Origin of the sequence: Dactylosporangium sp. CA-139114 (assembly GCF_050955725.1) — a bacterium.
GTDB lineage: Bacteria > Actinomycetota > Actinomycetes > Mycobacteriales > Micromonosporaceae > Dactylosporangium.
In genome coordinates this window covers 3,544,035-3,561,408 of sequence record NZ_CP192080.1, presented here as the reverse complement: position 1 = coordinate 3,561,408, position 17,374 = coordinate 3,544,035, and the positions used below count along the sequence as shown (strand labels likewise).

Below are 17,374 nucleotides of genomic sequence, written 5' to 3'. Positions count from 1 at the left end.
TGTCGCGGCTGCCCGGGCGGTGATCGATGCCGAAACCCACGCGTCGACCGGTACCCGCACCAGGATGCGGCGGCGCGTCGAGCAGCAGCTGGCCGCCGAGCACGGACCTGGCGCGGTGCCGATGCCGTCGAACGCGACGTTCTACCGCCTGCTGGCCGGGCTGTCCGCTGGCCGGGCACACGTTCGGGACGGCGACGACCCGGCGCACCCAGGCCAACCGGCCCGACCGGCCGTTCACCCGGACCGTCGCCGTGCGTCCGGGCGAGCTCGTCCAGCTCGACACCACCCCGCTGGACGTCATGGCGCTGCTCGAGGACGGTGTCCCGGGCCGGGTCGAGCTGACGATCGCGTTGGACGTGTGCACCCGCACGATCTGCGCGGCGGTGCTACGCCCGGGCGGGACGAAGGCCGTCGACGCCGCGCTGCTGCTGGCCCGGATGCTGGTGCCGGAGCCGATGCGGCCGGGCTGGTCGGCCGCGCTGCACATGGCCGTCTCCCGCATCCCGCACGCCCGGCTCCTCGACCTCGACGCCCGGCTTGAGCATGCGGCAGCGAAGCCGGTGATCGTCCCGGAGACCGTGGTCACCGACCGCGGAAGGGTGTTCGTCTCCGACACGTTCGTCCGCGCCTGCCAGCGGCTCGGGATCTCCGTTCAACCGGCCCACCCCGGCACCCCGACCGACAAGGGCCACGTCGAGCGGACCTTCGCCGCGATCAACACCCTGTTCTGCCAGCACGTCGCCGGATACGTCGGCTCCAACGTCACCCACCGTGGCGCCCGCCCGGCCACCGACGCGGTCTGGACGTTGCCGCAGCTGCAGGACCTCCTCGACGAATGGATCATCGCCGGGTGGCAGGCCCGCCCGCACGACGGCCTGCGCGACCCGCACGCCGGCGGCCGGCCGCTGTCCCCGAACGAGATGTTCGCCGCCGCGATCGCCGCGACCGGCTACATCACCATGCCCTTGACCCGCGACGACTACCTCGAACTCCTGCCCGTGCAATGGCGCGCCATCGGCGACCACGGCGTCCAAGTCGACTACCGGCACTACGACACCGCGGCGTTCAACCCCTTGCGCGGCCAGCCCTCCGGCGTGCTCGGCAAAGGCAACCGGTGGGAAGTCCACTACGACCCCTACGACCTGTCCCACGTCTACGTCCGGGACCCGCGCACCCACACGTGGATCGCCGCACCGTGGACGCACCTGCCGATGATCGGCCAGCCCTTCGCCGACTTCACCTGGCGCGCCGCCCGCCAGCTCGTCGCGGACCGGGGCGGCGACGACCACGACGAGACCGCGGTCGCCGCGGCCCTCGACAATCTGCTCACCCGCGCCACAGCCGGTCCCGCCAGCACGCCAGCCGCCGCGCCGGGCCGAGGGTCGGTCAGACCGGCGCGGCAGCGGCGCACCGCCGCGCGCACCCGCGCGAGCGGACCCAGCATCCCCGAAACCGTCATCGAACCGCCCGCGGCCGACCTCGACGACGGGACCGACGACGTCCAGCCGTATTCGGCGGTCACGCCGTTCGCGGTCTTCGAGGCCGGCGACGAAAGGACCTACCGATGAACGCGGCCGCCGCCCCGACCGACCCGCCCGGTCCTGCCCCGCACACCACCCGCGAAGGCTGGGCCGCGTTCGTCGCGCAGCAACCGCCACGGCTCGACCTCCTCGACGCCGAACGGCTCGCCGAGCTCGACCAGGCCGATCGGGACGCCTACGACGAACGGCGGCTGGCCTACCACGCCCGCCTCGTCGTGGTCGCGACCCCGATGATCGACCAGATCGTCACTGCCGGCCGGCGGCTCGTGCTGCTCAACCGCGGCCAGGACACCGCCCGCCGCGGCCTCGTCGTCACCGGCGCATCCGGCACCGGCAAGAGCACCGCGATCAAACAGCTCGGCAAACACCACGAACTCCTCGCCCGGCGCCGGCGCACCGCCCCCGGCCCGTTCCTGCCCGTCGTGCACGTCACCGTCCCGCCCGCCGCCACCCCGAAAGTCCTCGCCGCCGAGTTCGGCCGGTTCCTCGGCCTGCCCCTGCCCCGCAGTCTCAACCAGGTCAATATCACCAACGCCGTCTGCGACCTGCTCTGCGAGCTCGGCACCGACCTCGTCCTCGTCGACGAGATCCACAACCTCGACCTCACCACCCGCGTCGGCGCGGAAAGCTCCGACCAGCTCAAGTACCTCGCCGAACGGATCCCCGCCACGTTCATCTACGCCGGCATCGACGTCGAACACGGCGGCCTGTTCACCGGCACCCGCGGCCGGCAGATCGCCGGCCGGTTCGCCTCCGTCGCCACCGCCGCCTTCCCGTACGGCAGCCGGCCCCAACGCGACCAGTGGACCGCCCTCGTCAGCGCGCTCGAACACACCCTGCGCCTGTACGCCCACACACCCGGCCCGCTCGCGCGCCTCGCCGGGTACCTCCACCAGCGCACCGGCGGCATGATCGGCAGCCTCTCCCACCTCATCCGCGGCGCCGCCATCGAAGCCATCTTCGACGGCACCGAACGCATCACCCGCGCCACCCTCGACCGCGTCATCCTCGACCACGCCGCCGAACACCCGCGCACGAGCCCCCGGGCCAAACGCGCGAACGCCGCATCGGTCGGCACCGGGTGACCGCGCCCGGCAACGGCACCGTGCCCGTCCCCCGGTGGCACGAGCCAGCCCGGCCGCTGCCCATCCCCACTCAGCCGCTGCCCGACGAACTGCTCATCTCCTACCTGCGCCGGCTCGCCGCGAACAACCACATCACCGTCGCGATGCTCATCAACCACCTCGGCTGGCGACGGCAACACCCCAACACCCGCGCCGGCGGGACCCGCGGGAACCATTCCGACCTCGTCCTCAACGACGCCGCCCTCAACCGGCTCTCCATCTACAGCGGCTCGACCACAACCACACTGCGTCGCGCCACCCGTACCCACGCGCTCGACACCGACGACCCAACCCCGGCCACCGACTGGACCGCCCTCCACAGCGCACGCCTCGCGAGGCCCTGCAGCCGCTGCGCCGCCACCCGCGGCGTCCATGTCGAGGCCACGATCGCCCTCGCGGAGCAGCAACCCGCCATCTGTATCGAACACCGCGTCGCCCTCGCTGACCCGGGCGCCGACCTGCCAGAGCAGTCGCTGCAGCGCTTCCCGGAAGTCCTGGCCGCGGCGCAACGCCACCTCCGGCTACGGCGCCGACGCCACGCGACGTTCCGGTACGCCTACACCACCGCGGCGCGACTGACCCGCAACTGGCGCCCCTACGCCCCAAACCTACGAACCGCCCCCGAGGCAATCAGCGTGCGCTGGCAGGCCCGCGCCGCACACCTCAACCGGCCCGACACTGACAATCTGGTCCGCTACCCCGAAACCATCTCCCTCGCCGACCTCCTCAGCACGCTGCCCTGGCCAGCCGACGCCGCCGAAATCCTCACCAAACCAATCATCGCCGCCCCCGTCCATCTCCTGCTCCAAGCCGCCCACGCCCTCAACCACCCCACACCACGCGAGCTCCTCGAACGGGGCCACCCACTCTGCCGGTGGGCCGGCGTCCCGCTACGCCCGGGCTACTGGTGGAACGAACAAGGACCCGAACCCGACCGGACTGCGTACTTCACACTCACGCGAGCCAAAGCAGCGCGACCCGCTGAAAAAAGATCAGAACCACCGAGATGGAACCCGCCAAAGGCGTCTCAGCCAAGTTGATCCGTACCTGCTCCCCAGCAGCAACCGGATCAGGTTCATTGCGAACCAACAAGTGGGTTGATGGGAACCACGGTCCTGTACGCGCCAGGCTGGCGGGTCGAATCTGCCGTTTTCGATCGCGACGGCACCGGCGAGCGTACCTGGAACCGTGCTATCGACTCGGATGGCGTCGAGTACTGGCGGACCACCAGCGGATTGCAGGAACTGCTGCACCGCCACGGACTCGACATGGGCGACCTCACCCTGGCACAGGCGCCCCCGCGGCTGACCGATCCGGACGACGCCTGCGAATGACGTCGTCCGACCGCACCGGGCTGCCGGCCCGCGTGGCCGCGATGCTGGCCACCCCAGGGCCGCCGCCGACCGCCAGCGGCTGGTCGTACGAGCTGAAGTTCGACGGAAGGCGACGGGTTCCCGAAATCCTGCGGGTCCTCCCGATGGAACCCATCGCGCACTTCGACCTTTGACGTGGCGAGTACCGCAGGTTCCCGTCAGGCGATCCGCCGCCTCGAGACCCATATCGGTCTCCGTGAGCTGGTTCTGTGTCGCATCTCGTAAAGTGATGCATCGGCCAGCGACCGACGCCACGTGGTCCGCTGCCGTCCACAGGTCGGATCATGTGCCGTCGCGGAGGTCACCGTCGCCCTGGACAATGCCATCACCGACGTCACTCGGCGGCGACTTCTCGCGGGTCTGCCGCAGGTCTGTGCCCGGGCGCCGAGCGGTCGCCGGATGTTCCTTGAGCCACAGCAGACCTTCTGGAGCGGTGCACTACCAGAGCCGGACTTCTTGGCCCGACTGTACGACCTCGAGGCGCTGCCGAGCCACGATTCCCGCTACACCACCGCGTTCCAGGACTTCGTGCAGCACCGCATGGCTAACGACGACTGGGACGACGACTGGGTCTTCACCGATCGCCGGCTCGGGCTGGCCGACAGTGACGAGAAGCTGCTGCTGTTCCTGGCCGAAATGCTGCACCCTGCTGTCCGAACTGATCTAGACGAGGTTGAACGGATTCGCGACTTCGTGAACGGTGTGCTCGTCCACGATGGCTACGAGCTCGTGCAGGTCACCGCGATCAGCGGCGCTCCGGTCTTCGCTCCGCGCCGCATCGGGGCCGGGGTCCGCGGGACTATGAAGAACCTCATCTTTGCCGCGATCGGCCCGAAGCCGAAGATCGTCATCACCGACGCTCTCAACAACGACCTGCGGATCACCGGCAACGTCCAGAACTGCCTCATGTACGACCGGCCGCTGCCCGCCCACGGCCTCACATGGAGCGACCTGACCTCCTGGTGGGCTGAGCAGCAGGGCATGGGCGGCGCATCCGACCACGATGTGTCTCTCAGCCTGTATCAGCGTCTCAACGCGTCGCTCGGCGACAACGACGCCGAGCGACGGATCCTGCGAACCTACACCAACCGTTACGTCCGCCTCGGCCCGGACATCCCGGCGCTGATCCCGCAGGTGTATCTGCACTACGACCCGTACACCCGCAGCCAGTACCCGCCCGGACAGGCGCCCTTGCAGCGGCAGCGCATGGACTTCCTGATGCTCCTGCCCCATCACGCCCGGGTGGTCATCGAATGCGACGGTCCGCACCACTACGCCGACGACGATGGCCGCGCCAGCCCTCGGCGGTACGCCGACATGATGGCCGAGGATCGCGAGTTGCGGCTGGCCGGCTACGAGGTCTACCGGTTCGGCGGCGTCGACCTCGTCGACCACTCCTCCACGGCCGAGCGCCTTAACACCTTCTTCGACCGGCTCGCCGCTCGGCACGCCAACTGACCACCACTCGCGAACGCAACACATACTTCCGGCTGAAAGTCCACTGTGGATGCGCGGGAAGTCGGATCGATAGGCTGCTGATGCCTGCCGTCGGGTTCGGCGAATGGGTGCCGCGGGGTGGCTACGGCATGATCGGATCACGTCCGTGCGCTGGAGCGGCAGCCGCGAGGTAGTGCATGGCCGTGCTTTTCGACAGACCGAACAGACGCATCAGCATCAGCGGGTCGGCTGACTGGGTCGCCTCGTACAAGATGCGGTCGGCGCGCAGCTGTGCGGGGCCGAGCCCGAGCGGCGGGAAGTGGCGCACGATCGCGGTGCGACTGATTTGTGGGTTGAGCGGGTCGAGGGCGGTCAGCCGAGTCACAAAGAGATACGGGTTGGTACTCGTGGGCCACCTCCGCATGCGCTCCCGTAACCATGCGCCGATCAGGTCTTTAGTGGTCTCGTCAATCACGAGGTGGTGGGTCCGGCCGCCGCGGCGATGGATGGTGAGTCGCCATCGCACCCGGTCGAGGTGGTCGAGGCGGATGTCGCGGAGTTCCTCGACCTGCAGGGCGTGCAGTGCCACAAGCGCGACGACGGCTCGGGCCATGGTGTTGGGAACCCGGTCGAGCAGGCCGCGGAGCCGGTCGGACGGGATCGGCCGGACGAGCGGTCGAGCGTGGCGGCCGCGGACGTTGCGGGTCGGGTCGGTGAAGATGCGCCGACGATGGCGTAACGCCTGGAACAGCGATCGCAGGCCGGTGCGCTGGAGTTGGATGGAGCCGCGGGGATGGGCGGCGAGCGCGGCGTCGATGTCGTCGCGCGTGATCGCGGTGAGCGACGGGAACAGGGGCGCCCAGTCGATCAGCACCGGCAGGGTGTGATGCAGGTAGATGTGGACGGCAGCCCAGGACCGTGGTGGGGTGCCGTGGGGTCCTGGGGTTCGCAGAGATTGGGTCCAGGTGGCGACGTCGGCCTGGTACGCCGGCGGGACGGCGGCTTGGAGGCGGCGGGCGGCGCGCTCGTGCGCGTCCGTGCGTGGCTGCCGGTCGTCGATCAGCAGGCCGTGCGTGGCGAGGAACTGCACCACCCGGGCGGCGGCACCGGCGCGGTGCTCGCGTGCGGCGTTGACGACGTCGCTGCGGCGGATCGGTGCTGCGGTCCCGAGCCAGGACGCGATCAGGCGCAGCACGCGCAGGGCGTCGCGGCGGGCCCGGTCCGGCCAGCGGTGCGCTCGTGCGGCCACGGGCGCGGCGGGAAGTCGCTCGGACGGCCACAGCGGCGCCAGCATGTCCTCCGGGTCGTCGCGGAACTCGCCGCGGATCTGCTCGACGTACCACCACAACAGCTCCCGGCCCTCGGCGAACAGGAACGCCATCCGCTCTCGGGGTCCGGACCCCCGGGCGCCTTTGCCGCGCACCACGAACCGGCCCCACTGGCCGAGCTCCCAGTGCACGTCGCCGATGCGCACGGCGCACAGTTCGGCCGCACGGACCCCGGACAGGTAGGCGATCTTCGCCATCACGTAGTCGCGGACCGCGACGTGGTACTTGCGCGCCTGCGGCAGCGCGGCCCGCCACGCGGCGAAGAACTCGAGCATCGCCCGCCGCGACGGCGGCACTCGCAGCCCGAAGTCGCCGCGATGCCGGGGCCGGTTGAACGTGTCCACCGGCGACACCACGGCGGCGCCGAACCGTTGCATGATCTCGCCCGCGTACCGCTGCTCGAGGAACGCGAAATAGCTGTCGATGTTCAGCAGCTTCTTGCGCATCGTCGCCGGAGCCCGCCGGCCCGGGCCGACGAAGTACTGATCGAGCCGGCCCGGCGTCAGTTGCCACGGCACGCACTCGTAGAAGTCACAGACCTCGATCACCGGGCGGATCAGCTGCTGCAACGTGGTCCCCGCCAGCCCGGCGACGTCCCGCGCCCACGTGTACTCCGCCAGGCTGTCCTGGTACAGCGCCTGCTCGTCCTGCGGGCTGCTGCCCGACCGGGCCCGCCGCTGCAAGGTGACGACGTCGGCCAGTCCGCCCGGCTCCGCCCGCGGACTGCTTGCGCGCCCCGGCCGCCGGGCGGCCGGCACGGACCTCACGTGCACCACGAATCCGTGATATCGGCTACCAGCTCTCGGAATCCAGGAGGAGCTCGCGGATTCACCCGTCGGTGCGCCACCGCTGAATCACACTGCTGTAGTTCTCGATCATCCCTTTGCACAGGTCAGGGGCGGTCGTAGCGTCGGGCGCATGGGTGTGGTCGGAGCGTGGGAGACCCGAGATCGCCGATGGCGGGTGGAGGTCGGCGGCGTCGGCGCCATCGCGTGGTATCGGCTCATCGGTCCAGACGGCGATGCCAGGAATCTGCCGAGCCTGAGCGCCCTGAGCGCCGCTCTTGGAGCGGCTGGCCTCGACCTGGCCGAGCTGCGCGAGGCCCACGGCGTCGACACCGCCGCCTGATTCTGGGTCGTCCATCGCCGGGCGGATCGCCACTGAGCCGGAGCTGCAGGGACGACGCCGCAGGGGAACGGCACACGCCGTCACCTGCCGTTGGCGTCGGCCGTCCCGCGCGGCCTCCGACCACCGCCCACCCCCGGTCGGGTGCACGGTGCGCTGGCAGGTCTTCGGACTCGCGGGCCTGACCTTCCGGTCGCCTACTGACCGTCGCTTCCCAGACCCCTTCGGGTCCAGTGCTTCGTTGACGGCGTTCGTTCCCACTTACCGCTGCGGGGCAGTCCCGGAATCACACCGGGTTCCCTGTTGCCACGACCAACCTCACCGAGGCCCGGCCTGACCAGGTGCGGGCAACACCGCATCTGGGTGGCATCGAGAAAGCGAAACACCAGATGTCGTGTCGGCGTGTCGTCATCGCCACACCCGGTCGGTAGGGATTGACGCCGCGACGCCACATCGACAGACTGACGGTCACAACTGCATAGCCGTGCGTTGATGGGGGAAGTCCGGTTGAAGTCCGGCGCTGGCCCGCAACGGTAGACGACCCGCACACCCGTGGTGGTCGTGAGCCCGAGTACCTGTCTGCGCGCGTTGGTTCTGTACCTCCCTACCCGTCGTGGCCCACGGGTCGGAGCCGCCGGGCATCCCGTTTCCGTCCGGTTTCTCTCGACTGCCAGGGCCGGAAAGGCACCGCCTGATGGCAGTCCGCCGGCACCGCGCACGCACCCTCCTCACCGGGGTGCTCACCGCGCTCGCTCTCTCCACCGTCCTGCTCAGCGTCGCCACCGCGCCTGCCGCGGCCGCCACCCCGCCGACCCTCAACCGGCCCGACGCGGCCGCCGGGTGGCTGGCCCGCCAGCTCGTCGACGGCGAACGGTTCGAGGTCGTCTTCGACGGCGTCGCCTACCCCGACCAGGGCCTCACCATCGACGCCGTCCTCGCGTTCGCCGCTGCGAAGGTCGCCGACACCAACGCGACCAAGGCCACTACCTGGCTCGCCCGTCCGGAGATCCTGACCGGATACATCGGCGACGGCACCGAGGCCTACGCCGGCGCCACCGCGAAGCTCGCCCTCGCCGTGCAGGTGCGCGGCGGGAACCCGGCCGCGTTCGGCGGCGTCGACCTCATCACCCGGCTGCGCGGGCTGCAGGCGCCGTCGGGCCGGTTCTCGGACCGGTCCGCGTTCGGTGACTACAGCAACCAGTTCACCCAGGCGTTCGCGCTGCTCACGCTGGGCCGCACTACCGGCGGGGCGCCTGCCTCGGGCGCGGCCTACCTGGCCGGCACGCGGTGCGCGGATGGCGGGTACCCGCTCTACTTCGACCAGCCCACCTGCACCAGCGACGTCGACGCGACCGCCCTGGCTGTGCAGGCGCTCCTGGCCGTCCACCGCCCCGCCGACGCCGCCCCGGCGATCGCCTGGCTGGTGTCGAAGCAGGCCGCCGATGGCTCCTTCAATAACGGCTCCGGTGTGGTGAACGCGAACAGTACCGGTCTGGCCGCGCAGGCCCTCGCCGTCGCCGGCCGGCCCGTCGCCTGGCTGAAGGCCCGCGGCTTCCTGCTGACCTTGCAGGTCCGCTGCACCGGCCCCGCCGCCAATCGCGGCGCGATCGCCTACACGACGGCCGGGTTCGACCCGGCCACCGCCGTGCGGGCCACCGCACAGGCTGTCCCCGGCCTCACCGGGTCCGGGCTGGCGACCCTGTCCGCCGCCGGGGCCCGCCCGGCCGCGCCCGTGCTGGCCTGCCCATGACCACTGTCCATGTTGGAGGGACGATGAGGTCTACCCTGCGCCGCGCCCTGTCCACCGCCCTCGCCGCCCTCGGCGTCACCGGGGCCCTCGTGCTCGCCGAACCGGCCCCCTTGGCGGCGCACGCCGCGGCGTGCGCCCCGTCGACCGGCGTGACGGTCGTCGTCGACTTCGGCTCCCTCGGCGGCGGCGTCGTTACCAGCTGTTTCGCCGGTGACCCGGCGACCGGGCTGGCGTCGTTGACCGGGTCCGGGTTCACCGTCACCGGCACCCAGCGCTGGGGCCTGGCGTTCGTGTGCCGGATCAACGGCCAGCCGACCGCGGCGACCGAGCCGTGCGTGAACACCCCGCCCGCCTCGGCGTACTGGTCGTACTGGCACGCCACCCCCGGCGGCGCCTGGACCTACAGCAGCCTCGGCGCCTCCTCCTACAACCCGGCGATCGGCACCGTCGAAGGCTGGCGCTTCGGCTCCGGCCAACAGCCTTCCATCACCGCCCCCTGACCATCACCCATTCGACCCGGGCGCGGTGCCGCGGCACGACCTGCCGCGGCACCGCATCCCCGGCCCCACCCGGGAAGGCAACCCCTCGACATGCGTCCGCGCCCCTCCCGCAGCGCCGCTGCCGTCCTCGCCGCCACGCTCACCGCCGCGCTCGCCGCCACCGCGGGCGCTCTCGCCGCGCCGAGCCCGGCGCAGCAGGCGGCGGCCCGGGACGCGGCGACGTGGCTGACCACCCAGCTCGAGGACGGGGTGCTGACCAACTTCGGCATGCCCGACATCGGCCTCACCATCGACGCCCTCCTCGCCCTGCGCGCGACCGGCGTCGCCCCCGCCGTCGCGGACCACGTCGCCGACCAGGTCGCCGCGAACGCCGCCGCGTTCTCCTTCTACGAGATCGACGGCGACGGCGACGGCGACGGCGACCTCGACCGGATCGTCGACGCCGGCTCCACCGCGAAACTCCTCCTCGCCGCCGAGGCAGCCGGGCGGGACCCGAAACACTTCGGCGGTCTCGACCTCGACGCCCAGACCCGCGCCCTCATCGCCACGTCCGGCCCGCACCAGGGCCGGGTCCGCGACACCACCCCCGAGGTGTACGGCGGCGACGCGTCCAACACCTTCGACCAGTCCCTCGCGATCCTCGGCCTGACCCGCTCCGGCGGCGCCCCCGCCGACACGATCACCTACCTGATCCGGCAGCAGTGCCCGGCCGGCGGGTTCCGGCTCAACCCCGACCCGGCCGGGACCGCGTGCAGCAGCGACGACGTCCCGGACGTCGACTCGACCGCGATCGCGGTACAGGCCCTCCTCGCCGCCGGTCTCGCCCCCGGCGCCGCCACCGCGGCGGCGAAGGGTGTTGCCTGGCTGGAGGCGAAGCAGGCGCCGGACGGCTCGTTCGTCAACGGGCCGCAGCAACCCGATCCGAACCTGCCGTCGGTGGCCAACAGCAACAGCACCGGCCTCGCCGGTGAAGCCCTCGCCGGCGCCGGCGCGACCACCGCTGCCGGCAAGGCCGCCACGTGGGTCGCCGCGCTTCAGCTCACCACCGGCACGGACAAGGGCGCCCTCGCCTACTCCGCGACCGCGTTCGCGGCCGGGGCGATCGACGACATGACCCGCGACCAGTGGCGCCGCGCCACCGCCCAGGCCCTCCTCGCCCTCGTCCAGATCCCGCTCGGCGACATCGGCAAACCCGGCACCGGATCACCGTCCGCCTCGGCCAGCCCGTCGGCGTCACGGTCCGCGTCGCCGAGCCCGTCGGCGAGCGCCACGGTCAGCCCGTCGCCCACCGCGTCGGCGAGCAGCTCACCGTCGGCGTCCGCGTCGAGCGCATCCCCGACGGCGACCGCGACCACGACGGCGCCGGGCGGGAACCTGCCGGTCACCGGCGACCCGATCGTGCGGATCGTCGCCCTCGCGATCGTGCTGCTCGCCGCCGGCATCGTGCTCGTCGTCGTGGCGCGGCGGCGCCGCACCCCATGACCCGCCCACTCCTCCTCCTTCGGGCGGCGGCCGCGATCCTCGTCGCGGCCGCAGCAGGCGTCGCCGTGCCCGCCGCTCCGGCGATGGCGGGGACGTCCGGGTACTGCCCGGACAGCTCCGGGGTGACGGTGGTGGTCGACTTCCACGAGCTCGGCGGCGGCGTGGTCATCCGCTGCGCCCCCGGCGCCCAGGACAGCGGCCTCACCGCGCTGCAGCATGCCGGGTTCACCGTCGCCGGCACCACCCGCTGGGGGCTGGCGTTCATCTGCCGCATCGAGGGCAAACCCACCGCCGCCACCGAACCGTGCATCGACACCCCGCCCGCCACCGCCTACTGGTCCTACTGGCACGCCCCCAACGGCGGCACCTGGACCTACAGCCAGCTCGGCGTCAAGAACCGCACCCCACCCCAAGGTTCCTTCGACGGCTGGTCGTTCTCTAAGAACCACACCGAAGGCACCGCCCCCACCCCCGGCGCCACCCCCACCCGGCCCGCACCCCCACCCCCGCCGGCCACCACCAGCCCACCCCAGTCGACCGGTGGCGCCACCAGCGGACCGACCCGCGGCCCCGGCCCGACGACCCCCGCCGCCACCACGGGGCCGGCCGCGTCCACACCGGCGCCGAGCGATACCGCCACCGCGCTCGGCCCGCAGCCGTCCGCCTCCGCCACGGCGGCGACGGCGACCGCGACGGCCCCATCGCCGGCGAGCGCCCCGCCCGGGGACGTGGACGCGGTGCGGACCGCGGCCGGGGTGCCCGTCGGCACCCTCGCCGGGATCGGGCTGCTCGTCGTGCTGGCCGCGGTCGGCGGGTTCACGGTGTGGCGCCGCCGCCGCGCCGGACCGGACACGTGAAGGTGATGGTGGTGCTGCCGCGGGCGGTGCATCCGGGGGCGTGGTGGCTGTGGGCGCTCGGCCTGGCCACCGCGGCCAGCCGCACCACCAACCCGATCATTCTCGCCCTCATCGCGACCGCCGCCGGCATCGTCGTCGCCCGGCGCCGCTCCGACGCGCCGTGGGCCCTCGCCTTCCGCCTCTACCTCATCCTGGGCGGGCTGATCGTGGCCAGCCGGCTGCTGTTCCGGATCGTCTTCGGCGGCGGGGGCGGCACCCACATCCTGGTCACCCTGCCCGGGGTCCCGCTCCCGGCGTGGGCCGCCGGGATCCGGCTGTTCGGGCCGGTCGCCGCCGAAGAGCTCCTCGGCGGCCTCTACGACGGGCTCCGCCTCGCCACCATGCTCGTGTGTCTCGGCGCCGCCAACGCCCTCGCCAACCCGAAACGGCTCCTCAAGCTCGTCCCCGCCGCACTGTATGAGGCGGGGACGGCGGTCATCGTCGCGTTGTCCGTCGCGCCGCAGCTCGCCGAGAGCGTCCTGCGGGTCCGCCGTGCACGACGGCTGCGCGGCGGCGCCGGGAAAGGTGTCCGGGCGCTGCGGGCGATCCTGCTGCCCGTTCTCGCCGACGCCCTCGACCGGTCGCTGACCCTGGCCGCCGCGATGGACGCCCGCGGCTACGCCCGCGCCGGCAGCACCCCCCGCCCGATCCGGCTCGCCGGTGGCGCTCTGGTCGTGGGTGGGCTGCTCGGCGTGTGCGTCGGCGTCTACGGGCTCCTCGACGCCACCACCCCTCGCCCGCTCGGCCTGCCCCTGCTTGCCGCCGGAGGCGCGGTCGCCGCCGCGGGCCTGCTTCTCGGCGGGCGGCGCGTCCAGCGGTCGCGGTACCGGCCCGACCCGTGGCGGCTCCCGGAAACCGTCACCGCCCTCGCCGGCATCGGCGCGGGAGCCCTGCTGTTCACGTCCGCCGCGGTTGACCCCGCGAACCTTTACCCGTCGCTGAGCCCCCTCGCCTGGCCGCAGCTCGGCGTGCTGCCCGCTCTCGCCGTCGTCCTCGCCGCGGCGCCGGCCTGGCTCACCCCGCCCCCACAGGCCGGCACTCCCGCCGAGCCCGCCCCGGTCGCTGACCGCGATCGTGCCGAGGTGACCGCGTGATCGACTTCGACCGGGTCACGATCACCTACGCCGGCGCCAGCGGGCCGGCGCTGCGCGACGTCACGCTCCACGTCGGGGAGGGCGAGCTGTGCCTGGTCGCCGGCACCACCGGCACCGGCAAGTCGACGCTGCTGCGCGCGGTCAACGGCCTGGTCCCGCACTTCACCGGCGGCACCCTCGCCGGTCGGGTCGTCGTGGCCAGCCGCGACACCCGCATCCACCCGCCCCGCGAGCTCGCCGACCTGGTCGGATACGTCGGGCAGGACCCGCTGCACGGCTTCGTCACCGACACCGTCGAAGAGGAACTCGCCTACGGCCTCGAACAGCTCGCCGTCCCCGCCCCCGCCATGCGCAAACGCGTCGAGGAGACCCTGGACCTGCTCGGCATCGCCGACCTGCGGGACCGGCCGCTGCGGGCGCTGTCCGGCGGGCAGCAGCAGCGGGTCGCGATCGGCGCCGTCCTCGCCGCCCACCCCCGCGTCGTCATCCTCGACGAACCCACCTCCGCCCTCGACCCCGCCGCAGCCGAGGACGTCCTGGCCGCGATCACCCGCCTCGTGCACGACCTCGGCATCACCGTCCTGGTCGCCGAGCACCGCCTCGAACGGGTCGCGCACTACGCCGACCGGCTGCTCTACCTGCCCGGCGACGGCACCGTCGCCGACGGGCCACCCGCCGAGGTCCTCGCCGGGGCCGCGGTGGCACCGCCGATCGTCGAGCTCGGCCGCCTCGCCGGCTGGGACCCGCTGCCCCTGTCCGTCCGCGACGCCCGCCGCCAGGCCGCCGGCCTGCGGGCCCGTCTCGCCGACCGGCAGCCGCCGGCCCGGGCAACGGGCAATGACCGGCCCGTGGCCCTGCACGCTGACGGCGTCATGGTCCGCTACGGCCGCCACGTCGCCGTCGCCGGCGTGACCCTCGACCTGCACACCGGCGAGGTCGTGGCGCTGATGGGCCGCAACGGCTCCGGCAAGTCGTCCCTGCTGTGGGCGCTGCAAGGGTCCGGCCCACGGCAGCGCGGCACCGTACGGGTCGGCGGCGACGACCCGGCGCAGCTGGCCCCGGCCGTCGCGCGCCGCCGGGTCGGCCTCGTGCCGCAGACCCCGGCCGACCTGCTCTACCTCGACACCGTCGCCGCCGAATGCGCCGCCGCCGATCACGAATCCGGCGCCCCGGCGGGCACTTGCCGGGCGCTGCTGGACGACCTCGCGCCCGGCATCCCCGGCGACCGGCACCCCCGCGACCTCTCCGAAGGCCAGCGCCTCGCCGTCGTCCTCGCGATCCAGCTCACCGCCGCGCCGCCGGTCCTGCTGCTCGACGAGCCGACCCGCGGCCTGGACTACACCGCCAAACAACGGTTCGCCGCGATCGTGCGCCGCCTGGCCGGGGCCGGGACCGCGGTCGTGGTCGCCACCCACGACGTCGAGCTCGTCGCCGTCCTCGCCGACCGGGTCGTGGTCATGGCGCAGGGTGAGATTGTCGCCGACGGCCCGGCCGCCGACATCGTCGCCGCCTCGCCGACCTTCGCCCCGCAGGTCGCGAAGATCCTGCACCCCGCCCCGTGGCTCACCGTCGCCGACGTCGCCGAGGCTCTGTCGTGAGCCGGCCCGTACGGATCCGGGCCCGCGCCGCCGTCGTCCTGGCCCTGGCGTCGGCGGCGGGGCTGACGGCGTTTTTCTGGCCGCTGTTCGTCCCCGCCCAGCCCGAGGCCGTCGCCCGCACCGCCGAAGCACCCCTCATCTTCATCGTCCTGCTGCCCGTCCTGGTCGCGGTCATGGTCGCCGAACTGACCGGCGGCGGCCTCGACACGAAGGCTGTCGCGATGCTCGGCGTGCTCTCGGCGATCAACGCGGCGCTGCGGACGCTCGGCGCCGGGACCGCCGGCATCGAAACCGTCTTCTTCCTCCTCGTCCTCGCCGGGCGGGTGTTCGGGCCCGGGTTCGGGTTCCTGCTCGGCTCCACCTCGCTGTTCGCGTCCGCGCTGCTCACCGCCGGCGTCGGGCCGTGGCTGCCGTTCCAGATGCTCGCCGCCTCGTGGGTCGGTCTCGGCGCCGGCCTCCTCCCCCGCCGCATCACCGGCCGGGCCGAGATCGCGCTCCTCGCCGGGTACGCCGCGGTGTCCGCGTACGCGTACGGGTTCTGCATGAACATGTGGTTCTGGCCGTTCAGCCCAGCCGCCGACACCCAGCTCTCCTACATCGCCGGCGCCCCGCTGCTCGACAATCTGCACCGCTTCGTCCTGTTCACCATCACCACCTCATCGCTGGGCTGGGACACCGGCCGCGCGATCACCAACAGCCTCGCCGTCGCCGTCCTCGGCACCGCCGTCCTCGCCACACTGCGCCGCGCCGCCGGGCGTGCGGCATTCGACGCGCCCGTCGCGTTCAGCAACACCGCCGATCCAGCCACAGAGTCCCCTGCTGAGACCGGCCCGGACCCCCGCAGCGTCACGACACAGCGTGCTGGACCGCATCCCGGGCCGGTGCAGCCACGTTGAGCCGCATGCCGGCGTCGGTGACGGCGACCTCGACGCCGAGGCGCTGCCACAGGTCGAGGATGGCGGCCTCCGCGACGTCGAGGGCCTGCTGTTCCTGGTCGCCGAAGGCCGTGGCAGGTGCGAGGGCGGGCTGCCTGGCCAGCGCGTCGGTGACCTGCTGCCATACCGGGCCGAGGTAGAGCCGGACCGCGGGATGCTCCTCGACGCCGCGGAAGACGCTGGCGTGTCCGATCGACTCGACCTCGGCCTGAGCCCGGCCGAGCAGGTTGATGACACCGTCGGTGGCGTGCACGAGGTCGTTCCAGAGTTGTTCGAGGGGTATCTGCCAGGTGCGGTACTGGTCGACGAGGTCGGGCCAGCCCGGGTAGACGCGGTCGTCGAGGGCCGCGTGCACGGACAGGGTGTAGCCGAGGTCGTTGAGCCGAGCCAGGGTCAGCGGCTGCGTGGTGCCGTCGTCGAGGGTGACCGTGGCGGTCTGGGTGAGCAGGGCGCCGGCCAGCCGGTCGCAGCGCAGTTCCTCGAGGGCACGGTAGGCGATCTTCCGTGCCTCGGCGCAGCGGCTGTTCGGCGAGGTGGTGAGATCGGTCCCGCAGGTCGCGCGGAGCCGGCCTGACACCGGGTGCATGAACTCGTGCAGGAGCAGCCACAGCAGATGCCCGGGCGTGACGTCCGGATCCGCCAGCAGACCCGCGTCGACGATGATCTCGACCACGGACCCGTCCGCGGTCATCACGATGTTCTTGGCCGCGGCGATCCCGCCGACCCGTTCCGGGTCGTAGCTGCCGAAGTTCGGTAGCTCGCCGCGGGCCGCCGCGTCGAGGACCGCGGCGACGAAGTCGTCGACCACCCGAACTGTGATCGCGATACCCGGCAGGTGCAGGGCCGTCGCCAGCTCGGTCATACATCGGTGGGCCAGCGGCACGAACTCGGCGGCCCGGCCCGGATCACCCACGACCACCAGCGGAAAGTCCGTCTGCACAGCGAACATCCTTCGACCAGCTACAACGCCGACAGCCGCGGGGGCGGCCGTCGCCAGCCGCACGCGTGGGCTGTCCCGAATGCGGGTCACCTTACAGCGGGGGTACGACAAGTTTCGCCGGCCGGACACGAACGGGCGGCGCGCCGTCCTCCCACCCACGCACCGGGTGAGGACGGAGGGCAGCGGCCATGTGCCGCCTCGGCAGGCTCGTGGCCAGCGCTAGGCGCGTCGCGTTGCTGGAGCCAGGTGCT

At 72.6% G+C, this 17,374-nt stretch carries 16 protein-coding genes and 1 riboswitch; of the genes, 14 read left to right on the top strand and 2 right to left on the bottom strand.

Annotation, left to right across the window (positions count from 1 at the left end):
• Positions 1-251: 251 nt before the first annotated feature.
• From ACQP2P_RS16155 to ACQP2P_RS16130, 6 genes are all read left to right on the top strand, one after another.
• Positions 252-1,568, top strand: a complete 1,317-nt coding sequence (locus ACQP2P_RS16155) for a Mu transposase C-terminal domain-containing protein (RefSeq protein WP_433616893.1) — start codon at positions 252-254, stop codon at positions 1,566-1,568.
• Positions 1,565-2,626, top strand: a complete 1,062-nt coding sequence (locus ACQP2P_RS16150; RefSeq protein WP_433616891.1) for an ATP-binding protein — start codon at positions 1,565-1,567, stop codon at positions 2,624-2,626. Before ACQP2P_RS16155 ends, ACQP2P_RS16150 begins: the two co-directional genes overlap by 4 nt.
• On the top strand, positions 2,623-3,705 hold the full coding sequence (locus tag ACQP2P_RS16145) for a TniQ family protein (protein WP_433616890.1): 1,083 nt from the start codon (positions 2,623-2,625) through the stop codon (positions 3,703-3,705). Before ACQP2P_RS16150 ends, ACQP2P_RS16145 begins: the two co-directional genes overlap by 4 nt.
• 60 nt (positions 3,706-3,765) lie before the next feature.
• Entirely contained in the window at positions 3,766-3,999 is a 234-nt protein-coding gene (locus tag ACQP2P_RS16140) for a hypothetical protein (RefSeq protein ID WP_433616888.1), read from the top strand.
• Positions 3,996-4,172 carry a hypothetical protein gene (locus tag ACQP2P_RS16135; protein ID WP_433616887.1) on the top strand — a complete coding sequence of 59 codons (177 nt, stop codon included), beginning with the start codon at positions 3,996-3,998 and terminating at the stop codon, positions 4,170-4,172. Before ACQP2P_RS16140 ends, ACQP2P_RS16135 begins: the two co-directional genes overlap by 4 nt.
• A 121-nt stretch (positions 4,173-4,293) precedes the next feature.
• Positions 4,294-5,496, top strand: coding sequence for a hypothetical protein (locus ACQP2P_RS16130; protein ID WP_433616885.1), 1,203 nt, complete (start codon positions 4,294-4,296; stop codon positions 5,494-5,496).
• Positions 5,497-5,617: 121 nt separating this feature from the next.
• Here ACQP2P_RS16130 and ACQP2P_RS16125 read toward each other — a convergent pair whose 3' ends face one another.
• Entirely contained in the window at positions 5,618-7,579 is a 1,962-nt protein-coding gene (locus tag ACQP2P_RS16125; protein WP_433616883.1) for a hypothetical protein, read from the bottom strand.
• A gap of 142 nt (positions 7,580-7,721) precedes the next feature.
• On the opposite strand from ACQP2P_RS16125, the gene ACQP2P_RS16120 reads away from it, so the two are divergent.
• From ACQP2P_RS16120 to ACQP2P_RS16085, 8 genes are all read left to right on the top strand, one after another.
• A complete protein-coding gene (locus ACQP2P_RS16120) occupies positions 7,722-7,931 on the top strand; it encodes a hypothetical protein (RefSeq protein WP_433616882.1) in 210 nt (69 codons plus the stop codon).
• A gap of 138 nt (positions 7,932-8,069) precedes the next feature.
• A riboswitch (cobalamin riboswitch) is annotated at positions 8,070-8,269 on the bottom strand.
• Between the two features lie 353 nt (positions 8,270-8,622).
• Complete coding sequence (locus ACQP2P_RS16115; protein ID WP_433616880.1) at positions 8,623-9,678, top strand: peptidase; 1,056 nt, start codon at positions 8,623-8,625, stop codon at positions 9,676-9,678.
• A 23-nt stretch (positions 9,679-9,701) separates the two neighbouring features.
• Entirely contained in the window at positions 9,702-10,178 is a 477-nt protein-coding gene (locus ACQP2P_RS16110; RefSeq protein WP_433616878.1) for a hypothetical protein, read from the top strand.
• Positions 10,179-10,268: 90 nt separating this feature from the next.
• Positions 10,269-11,660, top strand: coding sequence for a cell wall anchor protein (locus tag ACQP2P_RS16105; protein ID WP_433616877.1), 1,392 nt, complete (start codon positions 10,269-10,271; stop codon positions 11,658-11,660).
• Positions 11,657-12,517 carry a hypothetical protein gene (locus ACQP2P_RS16100; protein ID WP_433616875.1) on the top strand — a complete coding sequence of 287 codons (861 nt, stop codon included), beginning with the start codon at positions 11,657-11,659 and terminating at the stop codon, positions 12,515-12,517. Before ACQP2P_RS16105 ends, ACQP2P_RS16100 begins: the two co-directional genes overlap by 4 nt.
• Positions 12,518-12,522: 5 nt before the next feature.
• Positions 12,523-13,650 (top strand): CbiQ family ECF transporter T component, encoded by a 1,128-nt coding sequence (locus tag ACQP2P_RS16095; RefSeq protein ID WP_433619146.1) that lies wholly within the window; start codon positions 12,523-12,525, stop codon positions 13,648-13,650.
• A complete protein-coding gene (locus ACQP2P_RS16090; RefSeq protein WP_433616873.1) occupies positions 13,647-15,248 on the top strand; it encodes an ABC transporter ATP-binding protein in 1,602 nt (533 codons plus the stop codon). Before ACQP2P_RS16095 ends, ACQP2P_RS16090 begins: the two co-directional genes overlap by 4 nt.
• Positions 15,245-16,144: an ECF transporter S component gene (locus ACQP2P_RS16085; RefSeq protein ID WP_433616871.1), complete on the top strand. Its 900-nt coding sequence runs from the start codon at positions 15,245-15,247 to the stop codon at positions 16,142-16,144. The genes ACQP2P_RS16090 and ACQP2P_RS16085 overlap by 4 nt, the downstream gene beginning before the upstream one ends.
• Here the strand turns inward: ACQP2P_RS16085 and ACQP2P_RS16080 are convergent.
• On the bottom strand, positions 16,095-17,123 hold the full coding sequence (locus tag ACQP2P_RS16080) for a hypothetical protein (RefSeq protein WP_433616869.1): 1,029 nt from the start codon (positions 17,121-17,123) through the stop codon (positions 16,095-16,097). The two genes, ACQP2P_RS16085 and ACQP2P_RS16080, sit on opposite strands and share 50 nt — an antisense overlap.
• Between the last annotated feature and the right edge of the window lie 251 nt (positions 17,124-17,374).